General features: G+C 62.7%; 20 protein-coding genes. 13 read left to right on the top strand and 7 right to left on the bottom strand.

The genetic code is table 11. The features are described from left to right. Positions 1 to 105 precede the first annotated feature (105 nt). From HALO32_RS01455 to HALO32_RS01415, 9 genes are all read left to right on the top strand, one after another. On the top strand, positions 106 to 1,878 hold the full coding sequence (locus HALO32_RS01455) for a chloride channel protein (RefSeq protein ID WP_151442010.1): 1,773 nt from the start codon (positions 106 to 108) through the stop codon (positions 1,876 to 1,878). Positions 1,879 to 1,887: 9 nt separating this feature from the next. Continuing rightward, a complete protein-coding gene (hemJ, locus tag HALO32_RS01450; RefSeq protein WP_151442009.1) occupies positions 1,888 to 2,319 on the top strand; it encodes a protoporphyrinogen oxidase HemJ in 432 nt (143 codons plus the stop codon). After that, the gene (gene thiD, locus HALO32_RS01445; protein ID WP_225809639.1) at positions 2,319 to 3,179 is read left to right on the top strand and encodes a bifunctional hydroxymethylpyrimidine kinase/phosphomethylpyrimidine kinase; all 861 of its coding nucleotides are present in this window, start codon (positions 2,319 to 2,321) and stop codon (positions 3,177 to 3,179) included. Before hemJ ends, thiD begins: the two co-directional genes overlap by 1 nt. Positions 3,180 to 3,355: 176 nt before the next feature. Next, positions 3,356 to 4,645, top strand: coding sequence for a glutamate-1-semialdehyde 2,1-aminomutase (gene hemL, locus HALO32_RS01440; protein WP_151442008.1), 1,290 nt, complete (start codon positions 3,356 to 3,358; stop codon positions 4,643 to 4,645). Between the two features lie 31 nt (positions 4,646 to 4,676). Next, on the top strand, positions 4,677 to 5,918 hold the full coding sequence (locus HALO32_RS01435; protein WP_151442007.1) for an AAA family ATPase: 1,242 nt from the start codon (positions 4,677 to 4,679) through the stop codon (positions 5,916 to 5,918). A 118-nt stretch (positions 5,919 to 6,036) separates the two neighbouring features. Continuing rightward, complete coding sequence (gene rdgB / locus HALO32_RS01430) at positions 6,037 to 6,645, top strand: RdgB/HAM1 family non-canonical purine NTP pyrophosphatase (RefSeq protein WP_151442006.1); 609 nt, start codon at positions 6,037 to 6,039, stop codon at positions 6,643 to 6,645. Further along, the gene (hemW, locus tag HALO32_RS01425) at positions 6,645 to 7,868 is read left to right on the top strand and encodes a radical SAM family heme chaperone HemW (RefSeq protein WP_151442005.1); all 1,224 of its coding nucleotides are present in this window, start codon (positions 6,645 to 6,647) and stop codon (positions 7,866 to 7,868) included. Before rdgB ends, hemW begins: the two co-directional genes overlap by 1 nt. Positions 7,869 to 7,874: 6 nt before the next feature. Continuing rightward, positions 7,875 to 8,558 (top strand): OmpA family protein, encoded by a 684-nt coding sequence (locus tag HALO32_RS01420; protein WP_407646799.1) that lies wholly within the window; start codon positions 7,875 to 7,877, stop codon positions 8,556 to 8,558. Positions 8,559 to 8,647: 89 nt separating this feature from the next. Beyond that, positions 8,648 to 9,496, top strand: coding sequence for a 23S rRNA (adenine(2030)-N(6))-methyltransferase RlmJ (locus tag HALO32_RS01415; protein ID WP_151442004.1), 849 nt, complete (start codon positions 8,648 to 8,650; stop codon positions 9,494 to 9,496). A gap of 11 nt (positions 9,497 to 9,507) precedes the next feature. On the opposite strand, the gene mnmE is transcribed toward HALO32_RS01415, so the two are convergent. The 4 genes from mnmE to rpmH all read right to left on the bottom strand — a co-directional run bounded on the left by mnmE (position 9,508) and on the right by rpmH (position 13,449). After that, entirely contained in the window at positions 9,508 to 10,878 is a 1,371-nt protein-coding gene (gene mnmE, locus HALO32_RS01410; RefSeq protein WP_151442003.1) for a tRNA uridine-5-carboxymethylaminomethyl(34) synthesis GTPase MnmE, read from the bottom strand. A gap of 104 nt (positions 10,879 to 10,982) precedes the next feature. Then, the gene (gene yidC / locus HALO32_RS01405) at positions 10,983 to 12,680 is read right to left on the bottom strand and encodes a membrane protein insertase YidC (protein WP_151442002.1); all 1,698 of its coding nucleotides are present in this window, start codon (positions 12,678 to 12,680) and stop codon (positions 10,983 to 10,985) included. Between the two features lie 204 nt (positions 12,681 to 12,884). After that, positions 12,885 to 13,301, bottom strand: coding sequence for a ribonuclease P protein component (gene rnpA, locus HALO32_RS01400; RefSeq protein ID WP_151442001.1), 417 nt, complete (start codon positions 13,299 to 13,301; stop codon positions 12,885 to 12,887). Between the two features lie 13 nt (positions 13,302 to 13,314). After that, on the bottom strand, positions 13,315 to 13,449 hold the full coding sequence (gene rpmH / locus HALO32_RS01395) for a 50S ribosomal protein L34 (RefSeq protein ID WP_027960517.1): 135 nt from the start codon (positions 13,447 to 13,449) through the stop codon (positions 13,315 to 13,317). Between the two features lie 508 nt (positions 13,450 to 13,957). Here rpmH and dnaA point away from each other — a divergent pair. The 4 genes from dnaA to gyrB all read left to right on the top strand — a co-directional run bounded on the left by dnaA (position 13,958) and on the right by gyrB (position 20,192). After that, the gene (gene dnaA / locus HALO32_RS01390) at positions 13,958 to 15,421 is read left to right on the top strand and encodes a chromosomal replication initiator protein DnaA (RefSeq protein WP_151442000.1); all 1,464 of its coding nucleotides are present in this window, start codon (positions 13,958 to 13,960) and stop codon (positions 15,419 to 15,421) included. 61 nt (positions 15,422 to 15,482) lie between these two features. Beyond that, positions 15,483 to 16,586: a DNA polymerase III subunit beta gene (gene dnaN / locus HALO32_RS01385; RefSeq protein ID WP_151441999.1), complete on the top strand. Its 1,104-nt coding sequence runs from the start codon at positions 15,483 to 15,485 to the stop codon at positions 16,584 to 16,586. A 58-nt stretch (positions 16,587 to 16,644) separates the two neighbouring features. Beyond that, the gene (gene recF, locus HALO32_RS01380; RefSeq protein WP_151441998.1) at positions 16,645 to 17,760 is read left to right on the top strand and encodes a DNA replication/repair protein RecF; all 1,116 of its coding nucleotides are present in this window, start codon (positions 16,645 to 16,647) and stop codon (positions 17,758 to 17,760) included. Positions 17,761 to 17,771: 11 nt separating this feature from the next. Then, positions 17,772 to 20,192, top strand: a complete 2,421-nt coding sequence (gyrB, locus tag HALO32_RS01375; RefSeq protein WP_151441997.1) for a DNA topoisomerase (ATP-hydrolyzing) subunit B — start codon at positions 17,772 to 17,774, stop codon at positions 20,190 to 20,192. A gap of 89 nt (positions 20,193 to 20,281) precedes the next feature. Here the strand turns inward: gyrB and gmhB are convergent, their stop codons facing one another. The 3 genes from gmhB to glyQ form a co-directional block, all read right to left on the bottom strand. After that, positions 20,282 to 20,878 carry a D-glycero-beta-D-manno-heptose 1,7-bisphosphate 7-phosphatase gene (gmhB, locus tag HALO32_RS01370; RefSeq protein ID WP_151441996.1) on the bottom strand — a complete coding sequence of 199 codons (597 nt, stop codon included), beginning with the start codon at positions 20,876 to 20,878 and terminating at the stop codon, positions 20,282 to 20,284. 178 nt (positions 20,879 to 21,056) lie between these two features. Continuing rightward, positions 21,057 to 23,123 carry a glycine--tRNA ligase subunit beta gene (glyS, locus tag HALO32_RS01365; protein ID WP_151441995.1) on the bottom strand — a complete coding sequence of 689 codons (2,067 nt, stop codon included), beginning with the start codon at positions 23,121 to 23,123 and terminating at the stop codon, positions 21,057 to 21,059. Next, positions 23,123 to 24,082: a glycine--tRNA ligase subunit alpha gene (gene glyQ, locus HALO32_RS01360; RefSeq protein WP_151441994.1), complete on the bottom strand. Its 960-nt coding sequence runs from the start codon at positions 24,080 to 24,082 to the stop codon at positions 23,123 to 23,125. Before glyQ ends, glyS begins: the two co-directional genes overlap by 1 nt. Positions 24,083 to 24,176: the final 94 nt, after the last annotated feature.

Below are 24,176 nucleotides of genomic sequence, written 5' to 3'. Positions count from 1 at the left end.
TGACGCTGGGACCTATGGCTGCGGATATGATACACAAGAGAAACGCGACCTACCCAGGCCCAGTCTGGCGGGTCTTCCCCAGCAAGGCCGAACAGGAGCGTCGCCGTGCCGCGTCTCTCGCTACCCGACTTCAGCCTGGAAGGCTTTCGTCGCCAGTTGGCCAATGTCGATGCCCTGCCCCAACTCTGTGTGCTGGGCGTGCTATCGGGTCTCGTGACAGGTGGGCTGATGGTGGTGTTCCGCCTGCTGCTGTCACTGGGTGGCCTGCTGCTGTTTCCCGACGGCGATCCCGAGGCCTTCGAGGCGCTGCCTTCGACCCTGCGCGTGCTGATGCCTCTGATCGCGGCGGCCCTGATCGGTGTGTGGCTGTACCACCAGCCTGCCAGGGGGCGTCGTATCGGCGTGATCCACGTGATCGACCGACTGACCTATCATCAGGGGCGTTTTCCACTGCGCAACTGGCTGACCCAATGGTGGGTTGGCGTAGTGTCGGTGATCGGTGGCCTCTCTGCCGGCCGTGAGGGACCGGCCATTCACCTGGGGGCGGCTGCCTCTTCCGGCCTGGGTCAATACTTGAGGTTGCCCCATAACAGCCTGAGGGTGCTGGTGGCTTGCGGAACGGCGGCGGGCATTTCGGCCTCGTTCAACACGCCCATCGCCGGCGTCATCTTCGCCATGGAAGTGGTGATGATGGAGTACACCATCGTCGGCTTCATGCCAGTGATCCTGGCCTCATCCATGGGCGCCGTAGTGGCCCAATTGGTCTATGGTACCGAACCCGCCATCGGCATTCCCGACCTGCATCTGAAGTCCTTGCTGGATATTCCCTGGATCCTGGCCAGTGCCCTGCTGATCGGCCTGCTGGCGGCACTGTTCGTGCGAGTGTCCAGAGGGCACGAGCGGCTTCAGCGGCTCCCGATGGCGTTGCGCTTCGCCCTGGCGGCGCTGGCGGTAGCTGGCGTGGCCTGGTGGTACCCCGAAGTGCAGGGAATGGGCTACGACACCCTGCAGCTGGCGCTGGGTGGCACTGCCGCGGTGGATGTTCTGCTGGTGGTGGCGATCGGGAAGCTGTTGCTGACTGCCTTCAGCGTGGCATGCGGCATCCCGGTCAGCGTCATCGGCCCCATCCTGGTGGTCGGTGGGGCGGCCGGTGCCCTGTGCGGGCTGGCAGGCCAGACCCTGTTGCCGGTAGGGGCCTCGGAACCCGAGGTCTATGCCTTGCTGGGCATGGCAGCGATGATGGGTGCCGTGCTGCAGGCTCCCCTGGCGGCCCTGATGGCCCTTCTCGAGCTCACTCATACTCCCGGCATCATCATGCCGGGAATGCTGGCGGTGGTGGTGGCCAGCCTCACGGCGCGGCAGCTGGGACGCAGTCAGGGGTTCTTCCTTACCCAGACCCGTTCGGGACAGCATCCGCTCCAGCAGCCCCTGATGCAGGCGCTGTCGCGGGTATCGGTCCCGGCGGTGATGGAGCGTCGCCTGGTGCGCACCTCGCGCATGGTGACCCGTGATCAGGCCAGCGCCCTGCTCGACTCCAATCCTGTCTGGGTGCTGATCGAGCGTTCCACGGACGACAAGCCGACTCTGGCGCTCAAGGCAGCTGACCTGGCCCGCTGGCTGCTGGAGCACGACCAGCCCGGATCGGACAACGATAGCGTCTTGCTGGATCTGCTGGAAATCCCCGGCCAGCGCCTGGACATGGCACCGATCCACCTGCAGGCAACGCTCTCCGAAGCGTTCGAGAGACTCAACGACAAGGCGCTGGATGCTCTCTACGTGGAGCACGGTCACCGGCCGAAGAAGAAACGGATTTCGGGTATCATCACCCGAGATGCCATCGAGCGCTATTACCGCTTTTCCGATTCGACCCACGGCTGAGGAGTCGTCATGTATCTGTGGATGAAGGCCTTGCACCTCGCGGCCATGGTGACCTGGTTTGCCGCCCTGTTCTATCTGCCGCGCCTTTACGTCTATCACGCCATGGCGCGGGACAGGGGCGAGCAGCAGGCCATCGATCATTTCCTGGTGATGGAGCGCAAGCTCTACCGCGGCATCATGACCCCCTCGATGATCGCCGTGCTGCTGTTCGGGGGCGCCCTGCTGGTCCTCAATCCCGCCTGGCTCGCCCAGGGCTGGATCCATGCCAAGCTGCTGCTGGTGGCGCTGCTGGTGGGCTATCATCACGTCTGCCTGATCTACCTGAAGCAGTTCGCCGAGTTGCGCTGTCGACGCGGGCATGTGTTTTTCCGTTGGTTCAACGAGCTGCCGGTCATCGCCCTGCTGCTGATCATCTTCCTGGCCGTGTTGAAGCCCTTCTGATGGCCGAAACCCATGAACTGATGCCCCATTTGCCGACGGTGCTGGTGCTGGCCGGCCACGATCCCACTGGTGGTGCCGGCCTGGTCGCCGACAGCGAGGCGGTGGCTGCCTGCGGAGGCTGGGCGTTGACCGTGCCCACGGCGCTGACGGTACAGAACTGCCGGGACGTGAGCACCGTGAGGCCCGTGCCAGCCGATGACCTGGTTGCCATGGTGGCGGCCCTGGATGAATTCGAGATCGCCGCGATCAAGATCGGCCTGATACCGGATGGCGTCTTGCTGGATGCGGTGGTGGGTATCCTGCGGCGTCGACCGGGGGTGCCGGTGGTGATGGATCCGGTGCTCCGGGCCGGGGGCGGGAGTGATCTGTCCACAGCTGAGCTTATCGATGCCATGCGTCGCGACTTGCTGCCGCTTGTGGATATCCTGACCCCCAATCGACAGGAACTGGCTCGGCTGGCCGGTGCCGAGTTCGGCGATGACACCGAGCGGGCCGTCAGGCTGATGTCTCTCGGCTGCCAGTCGCTGCTGGTTACCGGCACCGACCACCCCGCGGGTCGAGTGCCCGCGGATCGGGTGGAACATACCCTGCACGCACCTGACGTCAGCCGACAGTGGACCTGGCCGCGTCTCGCGGGAAGCTTCCACGGTTCCGGCTGTACCCTGGCGAGCGCGCTGGCGGCGCGTCTGGCGGCGGGCGAGTCACTGGTCACGGCCTGTGAGCAGGCGCAGACCTTTACCTGGCAGGCGCTGGCTCGCGGCTGGCAACCGGGACATGCCCAGTGGCTCCCACGGCGTCTCTGGCAGTTGCCGGCCACTCCCTCTTTCCTCACCATCAATGCTGCCACCCCGCCGGAATAATGCGACGGGCTGGTCATCGACTCCCCGGCAGACGAGAATGGGGCGATTCGAGCAGAGCAGCAGGCAGGTGTCATTCGACGCGTTTCACCGTCGGTTCACCGGCTATCACGAGGTTATCCAGGAACTATCCACAAGCCCGCCCGGTCGGGCATGTATCTACAGGGCAAGAGGTTGATATGACCACATCCGCACAGCTCTTCGAGCAGGCCTGCCGCCACATTCCTGGCGGGGTCAACTCGCCGGTTCGCGCCTTCAAGGGGATGGACCGTCCTCCGGTGTTCATGGAGCGTGCCCGAGGGGCCTATCTCTTCGATGTGGAAGGCAAGCGCTATATCGATTATGTCGGTTCCTGGGGGCCCATGATCACCGGTCATGCCGATCCCGAGGTGCTGGAAGCGGTACGCGAGCGGCTCGATCACGGCCTCTCCTTCGGTACCCCCACGGCCATCGAGACCACCATGGCCGACCTGATCTGCGAGATGATCCCCAGCATCGAGATGGTGCGCATGGTCAATTCCGGCACCGAGGCCACCATGTCGGCGATCCGCCTGGCGCGGGGCTATACCGGCCGCGACAAGATCGTCAAGTTCGAGGGCAACTATCATGGCCACTCCGACTCGCTGCTGGTCAAGGCCGGCTCGGGAGCCCTCACTCACGGTGAGCCCAGTTCCCCCGGGGTGCCGGCCTCCCTGGCCGAGCACACCGTGACCCTCTCCTTCAACGATCCCGATGCCGTGGAGCAGTGCTTCGAGGAGATCGGCAACGAGGTGGCTTGCATCATCGTCGAGCCGGTGGCCGGCAACATGAACTGCATCCCGCCGCAGCCAGACTTTCTTGAGACCCTGCGCCGTGTCTGCGATCAGTATGGCAGCGTGCTGATCTTCGACGAGGTGATGACCGGTTTCCGTGTGGCGATGGGAGGGGCTCAGGCTCACTATGGCATCGAGCCGGATCTCACCTGTCTGGGCAAGATCGTCGGCGGCGGCATGCCGGTGGGCGCCTTCGGCGGTCGTCGCGAGATCATGGAGCAGATCTCGCCGCTCGGTCCTGTCTATCAGGCTGGTACCCTCGCCGGCAATCCGCTGGCCATGGCAGCCGGCATCACTCTGCTCGGGAAGCTTCGTCAGCCGGGTTTCCATGATGCCCTGGCGCAGCGGGTCGAAACCCTTTGCAACGGTCTCCAGGAGAGGGCCGATGCCGCAGGCATCGACATGATCACCCAACGTGCCGGCGGCATGTTCGGGGTCTTCTTCACCGGCCAGAGCCGAGTCGATAACTTCGCCCAGACCACTGCCTGTGACGCCGATGCCTTCCGCCGTTTCTTCTCCTTGATGCTCGACCAGGGGGTCTACCTGGCGCCATCTGCCTTCGAGGCCGGCTTCATGTCCAGTGCTCATGCGCCTGAGGATATCCAGATGACGCTGAATGGTGCCGAGAAGGCATTCGCGTCGATGCAGCAGGCCTGAGACTCCACTCTCCATACTGGGAGACACCTTGATGAGCCATACACATGGCGAACATGCGGCCCCTGAGGAGACGCTGCAGCTGGAGGAGCTGGTCAATCGGCTGGTGGCTTTCCATCGGCACTCGCTCGGCGAGGTTTGTCCCTCCAATGCCGGGCTGGTGACCTTCAGGAAGCGGTTCGAAGGAGAAGTGGCGGCCATCGAGCCGTTGCTCCCCGGCGAGGAGGATCGCCAGCGTCTGGCCTCTCTCCGCCGTTGGTTCGAGCAGGATATCGAACGTCTGATGCCGGTTTTCCTGGCACGTCGGGAGCGCCTGCTGGCATCCAGCTGGGCCGCCGCGAATCCGGACACTCGGCTCTGTGACAACGGTAGGGTGCTGTTGGCCAACGCCATCGGTCGTGACATCCATGGGCCTGGAATCGATGATCACGTCGATCCGGGCAGCGACCTGGCCGCGCTGCTGGTAGGGCTGGCGTCCCACGGCGAGAGCGGACTGGCTTGCCAGGCCCTCGATGGCTACCTACGCCAGTCCGGGGACTACGACCTGGCTCGCCTGCTCTCCATCTTTCGTGTCGTCGAGGCCCTGGCGGGAGCACGACGCGCCCTGCAGCGTCATCCGGCGGCCGGTGAGGATGGCGAACGCCCTGCCCTGCTTGCCGAGACCATGCGGGAATGTCGTGGTTACCTGGACCTGGCCGAGGCCTATGCCGAGTTCCGTTTCCCCCCGCTGATCATCGGTATCGGCGTATCGGGAAGTGGCAAGAGCCGCTTCACCCGGACGCTGGTCGGTCGCCTGGGGGCCGTGCGCCTCTGTTCGGATGTGGAGCGGCGGCTGCACGGCATTGATCCACAGGCGGTGGCATCACGACCGGCTGTGGACATGTTTACTACGGAGGCCACCGAGCGGACCTACTACCGACTGGCCGAATGTGCCGGCACACTGCTGGAAGCAGGGTTCACGACCTGTGTCGACGGCACCTTCCTCAAGCGCGAGCAACGCGACCTGCTGCGCCAGCAGGCCGAGGCGAGGGGGTTACCCGTGCTGCTGGTCAGCTTCGAGGCCGATCAAGCCACCCTGCGCCGGCGCATCGAGAAGCGTGCTCGGCGCCATGGCGTGCCGATCGAGCAGAGCCTCGCCGTATTGGCGTCTCAGCAAGCCGAGCTTGAGCCCTTCGGCGACGAGGAACGCCTGCACCTGCTGCATCTCGATACCACGGCGGACAAGGCCGCAGAGACCCTGGCGGGTCTGATTCAGGATCACGTCCGATTGACTTGAGGAGGCTTTCACAAGGAATTCTGTTCTATGTGCGACGTCTCCTGATTCAGAATGAGAAACCTTCTATCTGTTAACGGTTGATTCGCATTTCATCGTCTTACCGTCCGGAGAACCGATCATGACCTCAGCCTTGCTGGTCCTGGCCAGCGGCAATAGCGGCAAACGGAGAGAGTTCCACCAGCTGCTTGCCCCGCTGGGCTACGATGTGAGGCCCCAGGCCGACTTCGGGGTCGCCGACGTCGAGGAGACCGGCCTGACCTTCGTCGAGAACGCCCTGCTCAAGGCTCGGGAAGCCAGTCGCCTGAGCGGGCTGCCGGCACTGGCCGATGATTCCGGCCTGGAGGTCGATGTCCTGAACGGGGCGCCTGGCATCTATTCCGCGCGCTATGCCGGCGAGCCGAAGAGCGATGCGCGCAACAACGCTCGGCTTCTGGCCTCCCTGGCCGAGGTGCCGGAGGGCAGCCGCCGGGCTCGCTACTGGTGCGTGCTGGTGTTGCTGCGTCATGCCGAGGACCCGGTGCCGTTGATCGTTCAGCGCAGCTGGGAAGGCGAGATCCTGCAGTCGCCTCGCGGTGAGGGGGGCTTCGGCTATGATCCACTGTTCTGGCTCCCCGAGCAGGAGGCGAGTGCCGCCGAGCTTTCTGCCGAGCAGAAGAATCGCCTCAGCCATCGGGGGCGAGCCCTGCATGCGCTGGTGGCGGCGATGAACCACGGGCAGGGACAGTGATGAGCGCTTCTATCCCGCTATCGCCTGGAGTGCCGCCATTATCGCTTTATATTCACGTGCCTTGGTGCGTGCGCAAGTGCCCCTACTGTGACTTCAATTCCCATGGGGTAGGGCGCAGCGCCGAGCTGCCCGAGGCGAGCTACCTTGCGGCGCTGATCGCGGATCTCGAGGCTGACCTGCCTCTGGTCGCAGGGCGTGAGCTGGTGAGCATCTTTATCGGCGGCGGCACACCGAGCCTGATGTCGGGCGGATTCTACGAGCGGTTGCTGCAGGCCGTGGCAGACCGGCTCCCTCTGGCGGCAGACGTCGAGATCACCCTGGAAGCCAATCCCGGAACCCTGGAGCGTGGGCGCTTCGCCGCCTATCGGGCGGCGGGAATCAACCGGCTGTCGTTGGGCGTGCAGAGCTTCCAGGATGTGCAGCTGGCGGCGCTGGGGCGCATCCATGGCGGTAACGATGCCGTGGCCGCCATCGAGGAGGCCCGCGACGCGGGCTTCGACAACCTCAACATCGATCTGATGCACGGTCTTCCCGAACAGACGCCGGCGCTGGCGCTGGCCGATCTCGATCAGGCCCTCTCCTTCTCCCCGGAGCATCTCTCCTGGTATCAGCTGACTCTGGAACCCAATACCGAATTCTATACTTTTCCCCCCGAGCTGCCCGTGGAGGAGGTCCTCTGGGACATCCAGGACATGGGGCACGAGCGCCTGGAATCCGCCGGCCTGGAGCGCTACGAGATTTCCGCCTATGCCCGTGCTGGTCGGCGCTCGCGTCACAATCTCAACTACTGGCACTTCGGTGATTATCTGGGAATCGGTGCCGGTGCCCATGGCAAGCTCAGCGTTGCGGGGAGCGATGGCCTGCAGATTCACCGCCGCTGGAAATCGCGGTTGCCCGACGCTTACTTGCGCCGGGTCAACGACCCACGTGGCTTCGTGGCCGGCCAAGGCGATATCGATGAGCGAGAGCTGCCGCTGGAATTCGCCATGAATGCCCTGCGCCTGGTGGAGGGTGTGCCGCTGTCGACCTGGAAGGCCCATACCGGGCGCGGGTTGCAGGCACTGCTTTCCCGACTGGTTACGGCCCGTGAAAAAGGACTTCTTGTGGAAGGTGCCGGCAGGCTGCAGGCATCGCCACAAGGTCTGCTATTCTTGAATGAGTTACTGGTCTTGATCAGTGAGGATCGACCGGTCAAGGAAGAACTCGTCTACTCGAGGAGATAATGCCCCATGATGAAATCATTTCGTTTTATTGCCCCCTTCGCCACAGTCTTGCTGCTGGCGGGTTGTGCCACCACCGACCCCAATACCGGCCAGACCCAGCGTAGCCAGACTGGAACGGGGGCAGCTATCGGCGCTGCCGTCGGCGCCGCTGCCGGTGCCCTCAGCGGCGACGGTAGCACCAGTCGCCGCGATCGCGCCCTGATCGGTGCCGCGGTGGGGGCCGCCGCCGGCGGAGGTATCGGCGCCTACATGGATCGACAGGAGGAACAGCTACGGCAGAGTACCCAGGGCACCGGCATCGGAGTCGATCGTCGCGGTGACGATATCGTGCTCAATATGCCGAGCGAAGTGACCTTCGGTTTTGATTCAAGCGACCTGACGCCCAGTGCGCGCAATGCCCTCAACGATGTTGCCGCGGTGCTGCAGCAATATCCCGACACCCTGGTCAACATTGGTGGCCATACCGACAGTACCGGCGATGCCAGCTATAACCAGCGGCTCTCCGAGCGTCGTGCCCAGGCGGTGGGTAGCTACCTTTCCCAGTCCGGCGTATCAGGAAATCGCTTGAACATGCGCGGCTACGGCGAGACCCAGCCGGTTGCCAGCAATAACACCGAGCAGGGTCGGGCCCAGAACCGTCGGGTGGAGATCACCCTGACGCCCATCGAGGATCGCTTCCAGCAGCAATAAGAGAGACCCCTGTCGCCTGACTATCCGGGCCCATCACTGGCATACAGTGGCGGGCCCTTTTCGTGTTGCCGTCTCAGGGATTTCCTTCCATGCTTTCCTATCAGCATGCCTATCATGCGGGCAATTTCGCCGATGTTCACAAGCATCTGACGCTTTTCGCGGTCATTGATCATCTGTTACGTAAGAAATCGGCTGTTACGTATGTAGATACCCATGCCGGTCGTGGCCTCTATCCGCTGGCGGCCGAAGAGACGGCGAAACTCGGTGAGCATCGAGAGGGCATCGACCGGCTATGGCACGCGAGGGCGTTACCCGATAGCGATCCGCTGCTTGGTGACTGGCTCGCCGCCGTCGCCCGGGTACAGGATCGGCGCGGCAGGCTCGACTGTTATCCTGGCTCGCCTTGGTGGCTATCTGATCGATTGCGACCGCAGGACAGGCTGCTTCTCTTCGAGCTTCACGCCGGTGAGCATGGCTATCTGGCCCGTCAGCTAATGCCCGACAATGTGCAGTGTATCCATGGTGACGGCCTGGAGGGGCTGGTGAAGCGTCTGCCGGTGGCTACGCCGCGCCTGTGTGTGTTGGTCGACCCCAGCTACGAGCGCAAGGCAGAGTATGGCCAGGTAGCCAAAGCCGTACTCGAAGCCATGCGAAAGGCGCGTCATGCCGTCGTGCTGGTCTGGTATCCCCTCCTGCCGGCCGGCTATCATCACGAGCTGCTGGAGGGACTCCGTGAGGGTGGGCTGCGCAAGATCTGGCATAGCGAGCTGAGGATGCGTGAGGTGAAGGAGGGCGAACGCGGCATGGTCGGCAGCGGCATGCTGGTGATCAATCCGCCCTGGGGTCTCGACGAGCGGCTGGAAGCCGCCATGCGGCTGGTCACGCCACTGCTGGGCGCAACCTGCCGTCATCATAGCGACTGGTGGGTGGGAGAGTAGGGGAAAACCGCTTACTTGCCGATGCAGAAGCTGCCGAATATCTCGCCCAGCAGGTCATCCGCACTGAACTCGCCGGTGATCTCGCCCAGGGCCTGCTGGGCATCGCGCAGGTCCTCGGCGAGCAGCTCACCGGCCCCGTAGCCGGCAAGCTGTGCCGCGCCGTTGCAGAGGGCCTGTTGGGCCCGGTCCAGGGCCTCCAGATGCCGCCGCCGGGCCGAGAAGCGCCCTTCAGTGGTCGCGGCATAGCCCATTACCGACTTGAGGTGCTCCCTGAGGCTTTCCAACCCCGCGCCGTTCCTCGCCGAGAGCCGAATCACCGGGGTGACGTCATCAGCATCGATGCCGGGGGATTCGTGGCTGGCATCGATCTTGTTGCGCACCAGCGTCAACCGCGAGGGGTCCCGAAGGCGTGCCACGAATTCGGGCCAGATGACCATGGGATCGATGGCATCGGTAGTGGCAGCATCCACCAACAGTAGCACGCGATCGGCCTGCTCGATCTCTTCCCAGGCGCGGGCCACCCCGATCTTCTCCACGGCATCCGGGGTATCACGCAGCCCAGCCGTGTCGATGATGTGCAGGGGCATGCCATCCAGGTGGATATGCTCGCGGAGGACATCCCGGGTGGTCCCCTCGATGTCGGTAACGATGGCCGTATCCTGTTCGGTCAGCGCATTGAGCAGGCTCGACTTGCCGGCATTGGGGCGCCCGGCGATCACCACGCTCATGCCCTCGCGCATCAGGGCCCCCTGTCCGGCGGCGGCCCGCACTTCGGCCAGTTCCGACTGGACCTCGGCCAGCCTGTTGGCGACATGCCCGTCGGCCAGGAAGTCGATCTCCTCTTCAGGGAAGTCGATGGCCGCCTCCACGTAGATGCGCAGTTCGATCAGCCGCTGGACCAGTGACGCCACTTGCTTCGAAAACTCGCCCTGCAAGGAGCGCAGGGCGTTCTCGGCCGCCCCTCGGGAACTGGCCTCGATCAGATCGGCAATGGCCTCGGCCTGGGCCAGATCCAGCTTGTCGTTGAGGAAGGCTCGCTCCGAGAACTCGCCCGGGCGGGCGAGCCGGGCCCCCAGCTGAACGCATCGCTCCAGCAACAGGTCCATGATCACCGGGCCGCCATGGCCCTGAAGTTCCAGCACGTCTTCGCCGGTGAAGGAGTGAGGACCGGGAAAGAACAGTGCGATGCCCTCATCTATTACCGAGGATTTGCCGCGGAAGGGGCCATAGTGGGCGTATCGAGGGGCCGGGCAGTGGCCCACCATGGCCTCGGCGATCGTCGTGCAGGCAGGACCGGAGACGCGGATGATGCCCACGCCGCCGCGCCCCGGAGGCGTAGCCAGGGCGGTGATGGTGTCCTGATCATGGAGGCTGCTGCTCATCGGCGACTCCTCGGCTGAAAGAAAGAGATATTGTCCGGGGCGGGTGCCGTAAACGCCAGACCCCCGCCGTGGCGGGGGTCTGGACGTCGGGAAGAAGTACCGCGCTACTTGGTCTTCATGCCCTTGCCGATACTCGGATCGGCCTCGATCTTGCGGGTGATTGCATACTGCTGAACGATGGAGATGCAGTTGTTGACCACCCAGTAGATGACCAGGCCGGCAGGGAACCACAGGAAAAAGAAGGTGAAGACGATCGGCAGCATCTTCATGATCTTTGCCTGCATGGGGTCCGGAGGCGTCGGGTTGAGCATCTGCTGGACGAACATCGAGGCGCCCATGAGGATCGGCAGGATGAAGTAGGGGTCCTTCACCGACAGGTCCTGAATCCAGAACATGAAGGGTGCGTGGCGCAACTCCACGGATTCCAGCAGCATCCAGTAGAGGGCGATGAACACCGGCATTTGCACCAGGATCGGCAGGCAGCCGCCCAGGGGGTTGATCTTCTCCTTCTGGTAGAACTTCATCATCTCCTGGGACATCTTCTGGCGGTCGTCGCCGAACTGCTCCTTGAGACGCTGCATCTCCGGGCCCAGTTTGCGCATGCGCGCCATGGACTTGTAGGCCTTGGCGGAGAGCGGCCAAAGCGCCAGCTTTACCAGCAGGGTCAGAAGCACGATGGACCAGCCCCAGTTGCCGATCAGGTCGTGGATCTGGTCCAGCAGCCAGAACAGCGGGTTGGCGATGAACCACAGCCAGCCGAAGTCCACCGTCAGCTCCAGGTGAGGCGCCACGTTCTCCAGGCGATCCTGTATCTTGGGGCCCATGTAGAGCGTTGCTCCCAGCGTTGCCTCGCTGTTAGCCGAGACGTTGCTGGTGGGGCCGGCGAAGGCGGCCACGTTGCGATTACGGGAATCGGTGGTCGCATAGAAGAGGTTTTGCTGGTTCTGGGCGGGGGCCCAGGCGGAAGTGAAGTAGTGCTGGATGATGGCGACCCAGCCCCCTTCAACGTCGCGGTTGTTGAAGGCGCCTTCCTGGATCTCCTCGAAATCGACCTTCAGATAGCGGTCCTCCGGGGTGGAGTAGGCCGCGCCGAGGAAGGACTGCATGCCCAGGGCCGGACCGCTGGAGGGGTCACTGCTGTTGTCGCGGGCCAGCTGGCCGATGAAGCGAGCGGTGACCGCCTCCTCGGTGTTGTTGGCCAGGAAGTAGTTCACGTCCACCGCGTAGCTGTCACGCTCGAAGGTGAAGCGCTTGATCACATCGACGCCATTCACTTCGGCAGACAGGTCGACCTCGAGGCGCTCATCGTTGTCACCCAGGCGGTACTCAGTCGTCTCGGGGGTGAAGGTGATGCGGCCCTCGTGGCCCTCGAGCTGAAGGCCGGAACGTGCCACATAGCTGCGGCTCTCGCTGTCAGACAGCAGCACATAGGGTCGTTCGGAGTTGAGGCTGAAGCGATGCTGGGGAAGCGCCGCATAGACGATATCTCCACCCTGGGGGTCGATACGGACATCGAGCACGTCGGTAACGACGGCGACCAGATCCCGACTACCCGAGGGAGCAGCAGCTTCGCCGGGGATGTCACCGGTCATGTCATCCGCCGAACTGGCAGTTGCGGGTACCGAGAGGTCGTCGCTTCCCGAGGACGCCGGGTCCTGGCGAGCCCCTTCCGGGGCCTTGCTCGAGATGGCGGGAGCTTGCGGCTCAGGGGTCACCTGGCCGTAGTCCTGATTCCACTGGACGATCAACAGGTAGGCGAGTACCGCCAGAGGAATCACGAGGAGAAGTCGTTTTACGTCCATGAGGGGTCTGCCCGATGGGGAGTGAACATTCCGATGGCGCAACGCAGGTCGCACACCCGAGATACACGAAAGCCTGCCGGAGGCAGGCTAGATAATGCACGCAGGCTGGCTGCATTCGATGCATCAGCGTGGAGGATTGCAGCGAAGATGGCAGTAACGATGTTCATGCAGGCTCCGGGATAAACGGGCACGCTGGGGTACCTGTCATCGTTCGTGGCCTGCTTCACCGGTCTCCTGGCTGGACAAGTCTGCCCCAAGGGGCGACTTTTGTGCTTCTCTCTCCAGTCGCCGCCACATCCCGTGGAGTTGACGATGCACGGTGGCATTGTCCAGTTCATGGACTCCTCGTCTTGCCAGCACCACGATATCCACCGAGGGCAGGCGATGCTGCTGAAGCCGGATGGATTCGCGCACGATGCGCTTGAGGCGGTTTCGGTCCACGGCCCTACGGACATTCTTCTTGCTGAAGATCAGGCCGAGCCGCGGATAGCCTCGTGCGTTGGGAGAGGCCAGGGCCATCAGCCCTTTGCCGTGGACCTTGAATGCAGCCGTTTCGAAGACATGTCGATAATCCCCGGCGGTCAGCAGTCGCAACTGCCGGGGAAAGCCCTGACGTGACACGCGAGGGCCGCGTTCAGGCGCTCAGGCGCTTGCGACCCTTGGCACGACGACGGGCCAGTACGGCACGACCATTCTTGGTGGCCATGCGCGCACGGAAACCATGCATGCGCTTGCGCTTGAGGACGCTGGGTTGAAAAGTGCGTTTCATAACTCGTTATTCCCACGTGGTTTTCGGAACGAATCGATCATTCGAAGGTATCCGGATACCGCTGGCGGACCCGGGGGTATTCGGTTCAAGACCGGAAATTGTAGTGATTTCAGCCCCGCGGTGCAATTCTTCCTTGCTTCCCTATGCCATAAGCAGGGTTGGGGAACGGGTTGCCCGGGGTCTGGCGCTCCAGAAGAGCATTCATATAAAGTGTGACCTTGTTATCACTATGGGGGATAATATTTGTGGATAACATGCTATATACGTTTAATATCAGCGAGAAGGGAAATTTTTTTATCTGTGGATAAGGTGGGGATGTCAGGGGGACAACTCTGCTCGGCTAGTGACAGGTCAGGGCGAATTCGTGGCTTCCGGATGTTCCTGCGTCGGAGTCGCTGAGGATCGCAGATAGGTTTTCCACAGCACGGTACGCGCCGTGAGGCATGTGGATAACATGCTGCCTGAACGATACAATAGGCGGTCGTTTTCAATGCAATGGTGAGGTCGCGTGTCACTGGCTCTCTGGCAACAATGTCTGGATACCCTGCAGGATGAACTGAATTCCCAGCAGTTCAATACCTGGATCCGTCCGCTGCAGGCGGAGGAAGGGGAGTCCAACCAGTTGCGCCTGCTGGCGCCGAACCGCTTCGTGCGGGACTGGGTAAGCGACAAGTATGCCAAGCGGATCAGCGAACTGATGCGTGAGCTCTCGCCCGCCAAGCCGCCGAAGGTGGTGCTGACCGTCGGCAGTCGGCGCGCAGCGCCCAACCCTCAGCCTCGTGAGTTGGGCAATCCCGTTTCGGCGGGGCGTACTCCCGCCGCACCGGCGGTTCAAGTCTCCCCGCGGGTGGAGGTGGGGGACGAGCGCGAGATCGATCAGTTGCGCGAGGAGAAGAGTGGCCAGCGACGCGGTGGCGAGCGTCAGGTGCAGGTTGAGGGTAGCCTGAAGCACAACAGTGGCCTCAATCCCAACTTTACCTTTGAGACCTTCGTTGAAGGCAAGTCCAACCAGCTGGCCAGGGCCGCGTCACGTCAGGTATCCGAGAATCCCGGTGGCGCCTATAATCCGCTGTTTCTCTATGGCGGGGTCGGCCTCGGCAAGACCCACCTTATGCATGCCGTCGGCAATGCCCTGGCGACGCGACGCGAGAATGCACAGGTGGTCTACCTGCATTCCGAGCGCTTCGTGGCCGACATGGTCAAGGCGCTGCAACTCAATGCCATCAACGACTTCAAGCGTTTCTATCGCAGCGTCGATGCTCTGCTGATCGATGACATCCAGTTTTTCGCCGGCAAGGAACGCTCCCAGGAGGAGTTCTTCCACACCTTCAATGCGCTGCTCGAGGGTGGCCAGCAGATGATCCTGACGTCTGACCGGTATCCCAAGGAAATCAGTGGAGTAGAGGAACGGCTGAAGTCCCGTTTCGGATGGGGGCTGACGGTGGCCATCGAGCCACCGGAGCTTGAGACTCGGGTGGCGATCCTGATGAAGAAGGCCGATCAGGCCAAGGTCGATCTCCCCCACGATGCCGCTTTCTTTATTGCCCAGAAGATCCGCTCCAATGTGCGTGAACTCGAAGGCGCCCTGAAGAAGGTGATCGCCGATTCTCACTTCATGGGCAAGACCATTACCCAGGACTTCATCCGAGAATCCCTCAAGGACCTGCTGGCGCTTCAGGACAAGCAGGTCGGCGTGGACAACATCCAGCGCACCGTGGCCGAGTATTACAAGATCAAGCTCTCCGATTTGCTCTCCAAGCGTCGTTCGCGGTCGGTCGCTCGCCCTCGCCAGGTCGCCATGGCCCTGGCCAAGGAGCTGACCAACCATAGCCTGCCGGAGATCGGCGATGCCTTCGGTGGCCGAGATCACACCACGGTGCTGCATGCCTGCCGCAAGGTGAAGTCATTGCAGGAGGAAAGCTCGGACATCCGAGAGGACTACAAGAATCTGCTGCGGCTGTTGACCAGCTGAACGGAACACCAGCGGTCGGGTCGCCGGCCTTAATCTCTCCAGGACAAGTAGTGGAGCCGACATGAAATTTTCCATCTCCCGAGAAGCGCTGCTGCGCCCGCTGACGCTGGTGGCTGGCGTGGTGGAGCGACGTCAGACCCTGCCGGTACTCTCCAACGTGCTGATTCAGGTCGACCAGGATCAGGTGTCCCTCACCGGTACCGATCTCGAGGTCGAGCTGATCGGCCGCACCGCCGCTAACGTGGTGGAAGAGACTGGTTCGGCTACCGTGCCGGCCCGCAAGCTCATGGATATCTGCAAGTCGTTGCCCGATCAGTCCGAGATACAGTTATCCCTCGAGGAGGGGCGAGCCGTACTGCGCAGTGGTCGCTCGCGCTTCACCCTATCGACCCTGCCGGTGGCCGAGTTCCCCAACATCGAGCAGGAGCGAAGCAATGTGGAACTCAGCCTGCCGCGTGGCACCCTCAAGCACCTGATCGATGCGACCTCCTTCGCCATGGCTCAACAGGATGTCCGCTACTATCTCAATGGCATGCTGCTCGAGCTCGGCAACAACCTGGTGCGCACCGTGGCCACCGATGGCCATCGCCTGGCCGTGTGCTCGCGCCCGGTCGAGATTCAGGTAGAGCCGTCCCAGAAGCTGATCGTCCCGCGCAAGGGGGTCCTGGAATTGGTTCGCCTGCTAGATGACGGTGAGGAGCCGGTGAGTCTGACCCTTGGTGCCAGCCATGTGCGGGCCCATACCGGTGACTTCACCTTCACCTCCAAGCTGGTGGATGGCAAGTTCCCCGACTACGAGAGGGTCGTTCCGCGTGGCGGTGACAAGGTCCTCATCGCCGACCGTGCCGAGTTACGCCAGGTGCTGTCCCGCACCGCTATTCTCTCCAACGAGAAGTACCGTGGCGTGCGCCTCAATCTCGAGGAGGGAAGTCTGCGTGTGATGGCCAACAATCCCGAACAGGAAGAGGCCGAAGAGAGCGTCGCCATCGAGTACAGCGGGCCGGGCATGGAAATCGGCTTCAATGTTGGCTATCTCGTCGATGTGCTCGGTGTACTGGACGATGATCGTGTGCAGATGACCTTCGCCGATCCCAACAGCAGTGCGCTGATGGAAGAGCCCGGCGGCGGGGACGCCATGTACGTTGTCATGCCGATGCGCCTCTGAAGCGACGGCAGACGGTGCCTGTGGTGGATGCCGTCTCCGTCGAGGTCGATCCTGCCTGATGCCTCTCGAACGCCTCGCTTTTCACGGCCTGCGCAATCTGCAGCACGTGGAGCTGACCCCGGGCCCGCACATCAATCTCTTCACCGGCTCCAACGGCAGCGGAAAGACCAGCCTGCTGGAAGGTATTCATGTCCTCGGCATGGGGCGTTCCTTTCGTGCTCGCCAGCTACGCCAGGTCATCTCCCACGACATCGAGGCGATGACACTGTACGGCCGACTGGCCGGGGACCCGTCGGCGACTATCGGGATACGTCGTCATCGCGAGGGCGGCGAGATGGAGATGCGCCTTTCGGGCGAGCCTCTTCATCGTGTCTCCCATCTGGTGGAGACCTTGCCGCTTCAGTTGATCAATCCTGATGCCTTCCGCCTATTGGAGGGTCCTCCGACCGGTCGGCGCGAGTTTCTCGACTGGGGCGTGTTTCACGTGAAACATGACTTTCTCGATATCTGGCGGCGTTTCCGGCGATCCCTGAAACATCGGAATGCCCTTCTCAGACATGATAGAATGTCGGATGCTTCCCTGGATGCCTGGGAACAAGAGCTGGTGCACTGGAGCGACCGGCTGGATGCTATGCGCCGAGACTGGGTCGAACTGTTCCTGCCGGTGTTCGAAGACACGCTGGCTGCGTTGATTGCACTGCCCGGGCTTTCAGTGCGCTATTCGCGTGGCTGGGACCGCAAGCGTGAGCTGGGGGATATCCTGCGCCGCGGACGCGACACCGATCGCCAGATGGGATTTACCCAACAGGGACCGCAGCGGGCGGAGTTGAGTATTCGTCTCGGTAAGCGCCCTGCGGTGGAAGTGCTCTCACGCGGCCAGCAGAAGTTGGTGGTAAGCGCCCTCAAACTGGCTCAGGGGCGCCTTCTCGAGCAAATGACCGGCCGCACCTGCATCTACCTGATCGACGACCTGCCTGCTGAGCTGGATATCGAACATCGACGGGTCTTCTGCGGATGGCTAGAGCGTATGCGCTGCCAGGTGTTCATCACCAGCGTCGATCCCCATGCTCTAGCGGATCTCTGGCAGTCCGACACCCAGGTAGCGATGTTCCACGTGAAACATTCCGAATCGGGGCAGGGGCAGCTGCAGCCAATGGACAGACAGACTTCATGACGGAGCAGTCAATGAGCGAACAGGCTTACGACTCATCGAGCATCAAGGTCCTCAAGGGGCTGGATGCCGTACGCAAGCGGCCAGGCATGTACATCGGGGATACCGATGACGGGACGGGCCTGCACCATATGGTGTTCGAACTGGTGGACAATTCCATCGATGAAGCCTTGGCCGGGCACTGCAGCGAAATCAGAGTCGTCATCCATCCGGATGAAACGATTACGGTAACCGACAACGGTCGGGGTGTTCCGACGGACCTTCACGAAGGGGAGGGTGTGTCGGCCGCCGAAGTGATCATGACAGTGCTGCATGCCGGCGGAAAGTTTGATGACAACTCCTACAAGGTATCAGGTGGTTTGCACGGCGTCGGGGTCTCCGTTGTCAATGCCCTGTCCGAAGAATTGAAGCTGACGATCTGGCGAGCGGGACAGGTATATGAGCAGATTTACCACCATGGCGTTCCCGACGCCCCGTTGGCGGTGGTAGGCAAGACGGAGAAGAGCGGAACGCGTGTACACTTCCGGCCTTCGACCGAGACCTTCCATAATATCGAGTTCCACTACGACATCCTCGCCAAGCGGCTGAGGGAGCTTTCCTTCCTCAACTCCGGCGTGGCCATTCGATTGCTGGATGAACGCAGCGGCAAGGAGGAGCTGTTCCACTACGAGGGTGGACTCAAGGCCTTCGTCAACCACTTGAACACCAACAAGACCGTGCTCAATCCGGTGTTCCATTTCAATGCCGAACGTGAGGATGGCGTCGGTGTGGAAGTGGCGATGCAGTGGAATGATACCTTTTCCGAGAACATTTTCTGCTACACCAATAACATTCCTCAGCGTGATGGCGGTACCCATTTGGCCGGTTTCCGCGCGGCCCTTACTCGCTCGCTGAATCACTACATTGAGGTCGAGGGACTCCTCAAGAAGGCCAAGGTCAGCACCTCCGGCGATGATGCCCGTGAGGGGCTGACCGCGATCATTTCAGTAAAAGTTCCAGATCCTAAATTTTCGGCTCAGACCAAGGACAAGTTGGTCTCTTCCGAGGTCAAGACTGCGGTAGAGCAGGAGATGGGCCGGCTTTTCTCCGAGTATCTGGTCGAGAAGCCTAATGAAGCCAAGGCCATTGTCAACAAGATGCTGGATGCGGCCCGGGCCCGTGAGGCAGCGCGAAAGGCGCGTGACATGACGCGCCGCAAGGGAGCCCTGGATATTGCGGGCCTTCCCGGTAAATTAGCCGATTGTCAAGAGAAGGACCCCAGTCTCTCTGAGCTCTTCCTCGTCGAGGGTGATTCGGCCGGCGGAAGTGCCAAGCAGGGGCGGGACCGCCGAACCCAGGCGATTCTGCCGCTCAAGGGCAAGATCCTTAACGTCGAGAAGGCGCGCTTCGACAAGATGCTCTCGTCAGCCGAGGTCGGTACCCTGATCACGGCACTAGGCTGTGGTATCGGTCGGGAAGAATTCGATCCCGACAAGTTGCGATACCATTCCATCATCATCATGACCGATGCCGATGTGGACGGCTCTCACATCCGGACGCTGCTGCTGACCTTTTTCTTCCGCCAGATGTCGCAGCTGATCGAGCGAGGCCATGTGTTTATCGCCCAGCCGCCCCTGTACAAGATCAAACGCGGCAAGCAGGAGCTCTATCTCAAGGATGAGCAGGCGATGATCGACTACCTGACGACGACGGCCCTTGATGGAGCGCGATTGCATGTCAATGCGGATGCTCCTGGTATCGCCGGTGCTCAGCTGGAAGCTCTCGTCAACCAATACCGCGATGTGATGAAGCGTATCGATCGTTTGTCGCGCGTCTACCCGAATGTGGTGTTGCGCAAGATCGTTCACGCGGCGCATCTCGATGGCGAACAGAGTTTGCGTGATCGTGTCACCATGCAGAATTGGATCGAATATCTGCAGGGAGAGATGGATGCTCTGGTTTCCTACGAGGGTGGTCCCCGCTATACCTTCCGCCTCGAGGAAGAAAATGAGCGTGGCGTTTTCCTGCCGGCGGTGTCGCTGACCGCGCATGGCGTTACCACGGACTATGTTTGGGGAATGGAATTCTTTACCAGTGCCGACTACCGCGCCATGGCAAGCCTTGGCGAGACCCTGGACGGCCTGCTGGAAACAGGCAGCTATGTGGCCCGTGGAGAGCGAAACAAGTCTGTCGCAAACTTCTATGATGCCCTGGAGTGGCTGATGGCCGAAGCACAGCGCGGCCTCTCCATCCAGCGCTACAAGGGGCTGGGCGAGATGAACCCGGATCAACTCTGGGAAACGACGATGAATCCCGATACCCGTCGCATGCTGCGTGTCTCCATCGAAGATGCGGTCGCTGCCGACATGATGTTCAATACCCTGATGGGAGACGAGGTCGAGCCCAGGCGCGACTTTATCGAACGTTATGCCCTGGTGGCGAATCTGGATATCTGACGCTCGTTCTAGCGATGTTCCACGTGAAACATCGCACTGCCTGAAGAGCAAGAACGACAAGGCCGGCCTGAATGGCCGGGCTTGTCGTATCAGCGACCCGACGACTCGCTTGGCAGGTCTGGCTCCTTGTTCCCTTTTCTAGCCAGCAGCCAATCGACGAAACCAGCGAGATCATCGAAGACCATCACACCTTCGAGCCCTTCCCCCTTCTCCTCCGTCCGATGCCCCTTGCCGGTGCGAACCAGCACAGGCCGGCACCCCATCGGCTCTCCGGCCTGCAGGTCGCGAAGGCTGTCGCCGACCATCCAACTCCCTTTGAGGCTGTTCAGCACCAGTACTCTTCGAATCTCTTCCAGCATGCCAGGCAAGGGCTTGCGGCAATCACAGTCGTCATCCGGTCCATGGGGACAGAAGGCGATATGGGCGATTTCCCCGCCGGCTTCCCGAACCAGCTGGCGGAGGCGTTCATGCATAGCCTCCAGAACCTCCTCGCCATAGTAGCCACGGGAGATGCCTGACTGGTTGGTGGCGACGGCTACCGTCCAGCCGGCACGGTTGAGCCGTGCGATGGCCCCGATGGCGGCAGGGTAGGGGATCCATTCGGAAAGGGATTTCACGTAGTCGTCGGAGTCGCGGTTGATGACGCCATCGCGGTCGAGGATCACGAGCCGCTCAGCTGCGGTCATGGTGGAGGGCTCCTTGGGAGCATGTTTGTTGTTCCAGAGTGTTTCACGTGGAACATCTCCTGCCAAGCCGACAAACGGCACCATGAGTGCCTGTGATGTTTCACGTGGAACAAGCGGTGCCGTGAATGAAAAAGGCCAGCGATTGCTCGCCGGCCTTGGGGTGTCACCCCAGGGCGCCCTACTGCTGCAGCAGGGCGATATCCGCCACTTCCAGGAAGAGGGCCTGGAGGCCGGCAAGCAGGGCTAGGCGGTTGCGGCGCACGGCGGGCTCCTCGGCCATGACCATGACCTGGTCGAAAAAGGTGTCCACCGGCTCGCGCAAGCCGGCGAGTGCATCCAGTGCCTCGCTGTAGCGCGCCTCGGCGAAGAGCGGCATCACTGCCTGGCGGCGCGATGCCAGGGCCTCGTAGAGAGCCTGCTCGGCGGGCTCCTGAAGCAATCGGGTTTCCACCTCGGTGCTGCCATCGTGCTGCTGCTTGCCGAGGATGTTGGAGACCCGCTTGTTGGCGGCAGCCAGGGCCGCGGCTTCCTCGCGGCGAGAGAAGCCCTGGACGGCGCGCAGACGACGCGCGAAGTCGAGGGGCTGGGTCACCGGGCGGGCACGCACGGCGAGGTAGACCTCGGTATCGATGCCCTCGTCGCTTGCCCAGGCGCGGAAGCGGTCGAGCATGTAGGTGAGCACCTCGTCCACCAGCCCCTCGGCATAGGGCAGCTCCTGGTGCTGCGCTGCGGCCAGTTCAAGCAACTCCCTCAGGTCGAGAGCCAGCTTGCCCTTGACCAGGATATTGATCACGCCGATGGCGGCACGACGCAGGGCGAAGGGGTCCTTGGTACCGCTGGGGCGCTGGCCGATACCGAAGATGCCGGTGAGGGTATCGAGGCGATCGGCCAGGGCCAGCGCCAGGCCGGTGCGTGTCTGGGGGATCGAGTCACTGGCGAAGCGGGGCAGGTACTGCTCCTCGAGGGCCTGAGCCACCTCGGCGGCCTCGCCGTCGTTGACGGCATAGTAGCGGCCCATGATGCCCTGGAGCTCGGGAAACTCGAGGACCATCTCGGTGACCAGGTCGCACTTGCCGAGCTCCGCGGCACGGCGTGCCTGGGCCACGTCACCGTCGATCCGACCGGCGATGAAGGCCGCCACGGCAGCGCTGCGATGCGCCTTGTCGGCCAGGGTGCCGAGCTTCTTCTGGAAGACCACGCCGGCCAGTTCCGAGGCCCGGTCCGCCAGCGGGCGGCGGAGATCGCTCTCGTAGAAGAAGGCGGCATCAGCCAGGCGGGGGCGGATCACCTTCTCGTTGCCCTGGATGACCTGGTCCGGCTCATGGCTGTCGATGTTGGCGATAGTGATAAACAGCGGCTTGAGCTGGCCCTGGTGGTCCAACAGGTGGAAGTACTTCTGGTTGGCCTTCATGGAAGAGATCAGGCACTCGGCAGGCACCTCGAGGAAGCGCGCGTCGAAACTGCCGGTCAGGGCCACGGGCCACTCCACCAGGCCGCTGACTTCGACGAGCAGAGCCTCGTCGATCACGGCCGTGGCGTCCTGGACCTCGGCCTCGGCCAGCACCTGCTCGCGGATGCGCTCGCGGCGCTTGTCGCGGTCGGCCAGCACCCAGGCCTGCTCCAGAGCGCCGAGATAGTCCTCGGCATGAGCCAGCTCGATGGGGGCCGGCGCATGGAAGCGGTGGCCGCGGGTGGCGCGGCCTGCCTGCAATCCCAGGGCGCTCGCCTCGACCACCGCGTCACCGTAGAGCATGACCAGCCAGTGAACGGGACGGGAGAACTCCACCCGTGAGGCACCCCAGCGCATGTTCTTGGGCACTGGCAGGGAGCCGATGGCCTTCTCGACGATGCTGGGAAGTAGAGCCGTGGTAGCCTCGCCCTGTTGCTTTTCGCGGTAACCGAGCCAGGTGCCCTTGTCGGTCTCCAGGTGGATCAGGTCGTCCACGCCGACGCCACAGGAGCGGGCGAAGCCTTCGGCGGCTTTCGTCGGTTGGCCTTCCTTGAAGGCGGCGGCCAGGGCCGGGCCACGGCGCTCGACCTCGCGGTCGGGCTGCTTGTCCGCCAGCTCACGTATCTGGACGGCCAGGCGACGCGGGCCGCCATGGGCAAGGACCTCGCCGAGGTCGATGTCGGCCTCGACGAGGCCCCGGCGGATGCCCTCGGCGAGGGCGTCGGACAGGTCATCGATGGCGCCCGGTGGTAGCTCCTCGACGCCCAGTTCGACCAGTAGGGTATTGGCAGCCATCAAGCATCTCCCTGTTCGGCAAGCTGTTCGTGGCGCAGGGCCTCGGGGGCCAGCGGGAAGCCGGCGGCCTTGCGCGAGTCAAAATAGGCCTGGGCCACGTCACGGGCCATGGTGCGCACGCGCAGGATATAGCGCTGGCGTTCGGTCACCGAGATGGCGTGGCGGGCATCCAGCAGGTTGAAGGTGTGGGACGCCTTGAGCACCTGCTCGTAGGCGGGCAGCGGCAGGCTGGCCTCCAGCAGCTTGGTGCACTCGCGTTCCTGGTGGTCGAAGGAGGCGAAGAGGAAGTCGACGTCGGCGTGCTCGAAGTTGTAGGCCGACTGCTCGCGTTCGTTCTGCAGGTAGACGTCGCCGTAGGTGACGCGACTACCGTCCGGGGCTACCGTCCATACTAGGTCGTAGACGCTATCGACATCCTGCAGGTACATGGCGATCCGCTCGAGGCCGTAGGTGAGCTCGCCGGTGACCGGGTAGCACTCCAGGCCCCCGGCCTGCTGGAAGTAGGTGAACTGGGTCACCTCCATGCCGTTGAGCCAGACCTCCCAGCCCAGCCCCCAGGCGCCGAGGGTGGGGGATTCCCAGTTGTCCTCGACGAAGCGGATGTCATGGACCAGCGGGTCGAGCCCCAGGTGCTTGAGGGACCCCAGGTAGAGTTCCTGCAACTCGGCGGGGGAGGGCTTCATCACCACCTGGAACTGGTAGTAGTGCTGCAGGCGGTTGGGGTTCTCGCCGTAGCGACCATCGGTGGGGCGCCGGGAAGGCTGCACATAGGCGGCGTTCCATGTCTCGGGGCCGATGGAGCGCAGGAAGGTGGCGGGATGGAAGGTACCGGCGCCGACCTCCATGTCCAAGGGCTGGAGGATCACGCAGCCCTGCTCGGCCCAGTACTGCTGCAGGGCGAGGATAAGGCCCTGGAAGGTTGCCACGTCTGGCAGCGACGAGGGTGTGGAGAGAGTCATTGCGGAAACACCGTTGGCCATGAATTCACGAGCCGTCAAGTATACAATCACCGGAAGATCGGTTATAGGCGCAGGCCCGGAGACGAGAGGATTC

The organism is Halomonas lysinitropha (genome assembly GCF_902500215.1).
GTDB classification, from domain to species: Bacteria; Pseudomonadota; Gammaproteobacteria; order Pseudomonadales; family Halomonadaceae; genus Halomonas; species Halomonas lysinitropha.
Note: the sequence above shows the minus strand (reverse complement) of the source record. Positions and strands in the feature narration are given on the sequence as shown.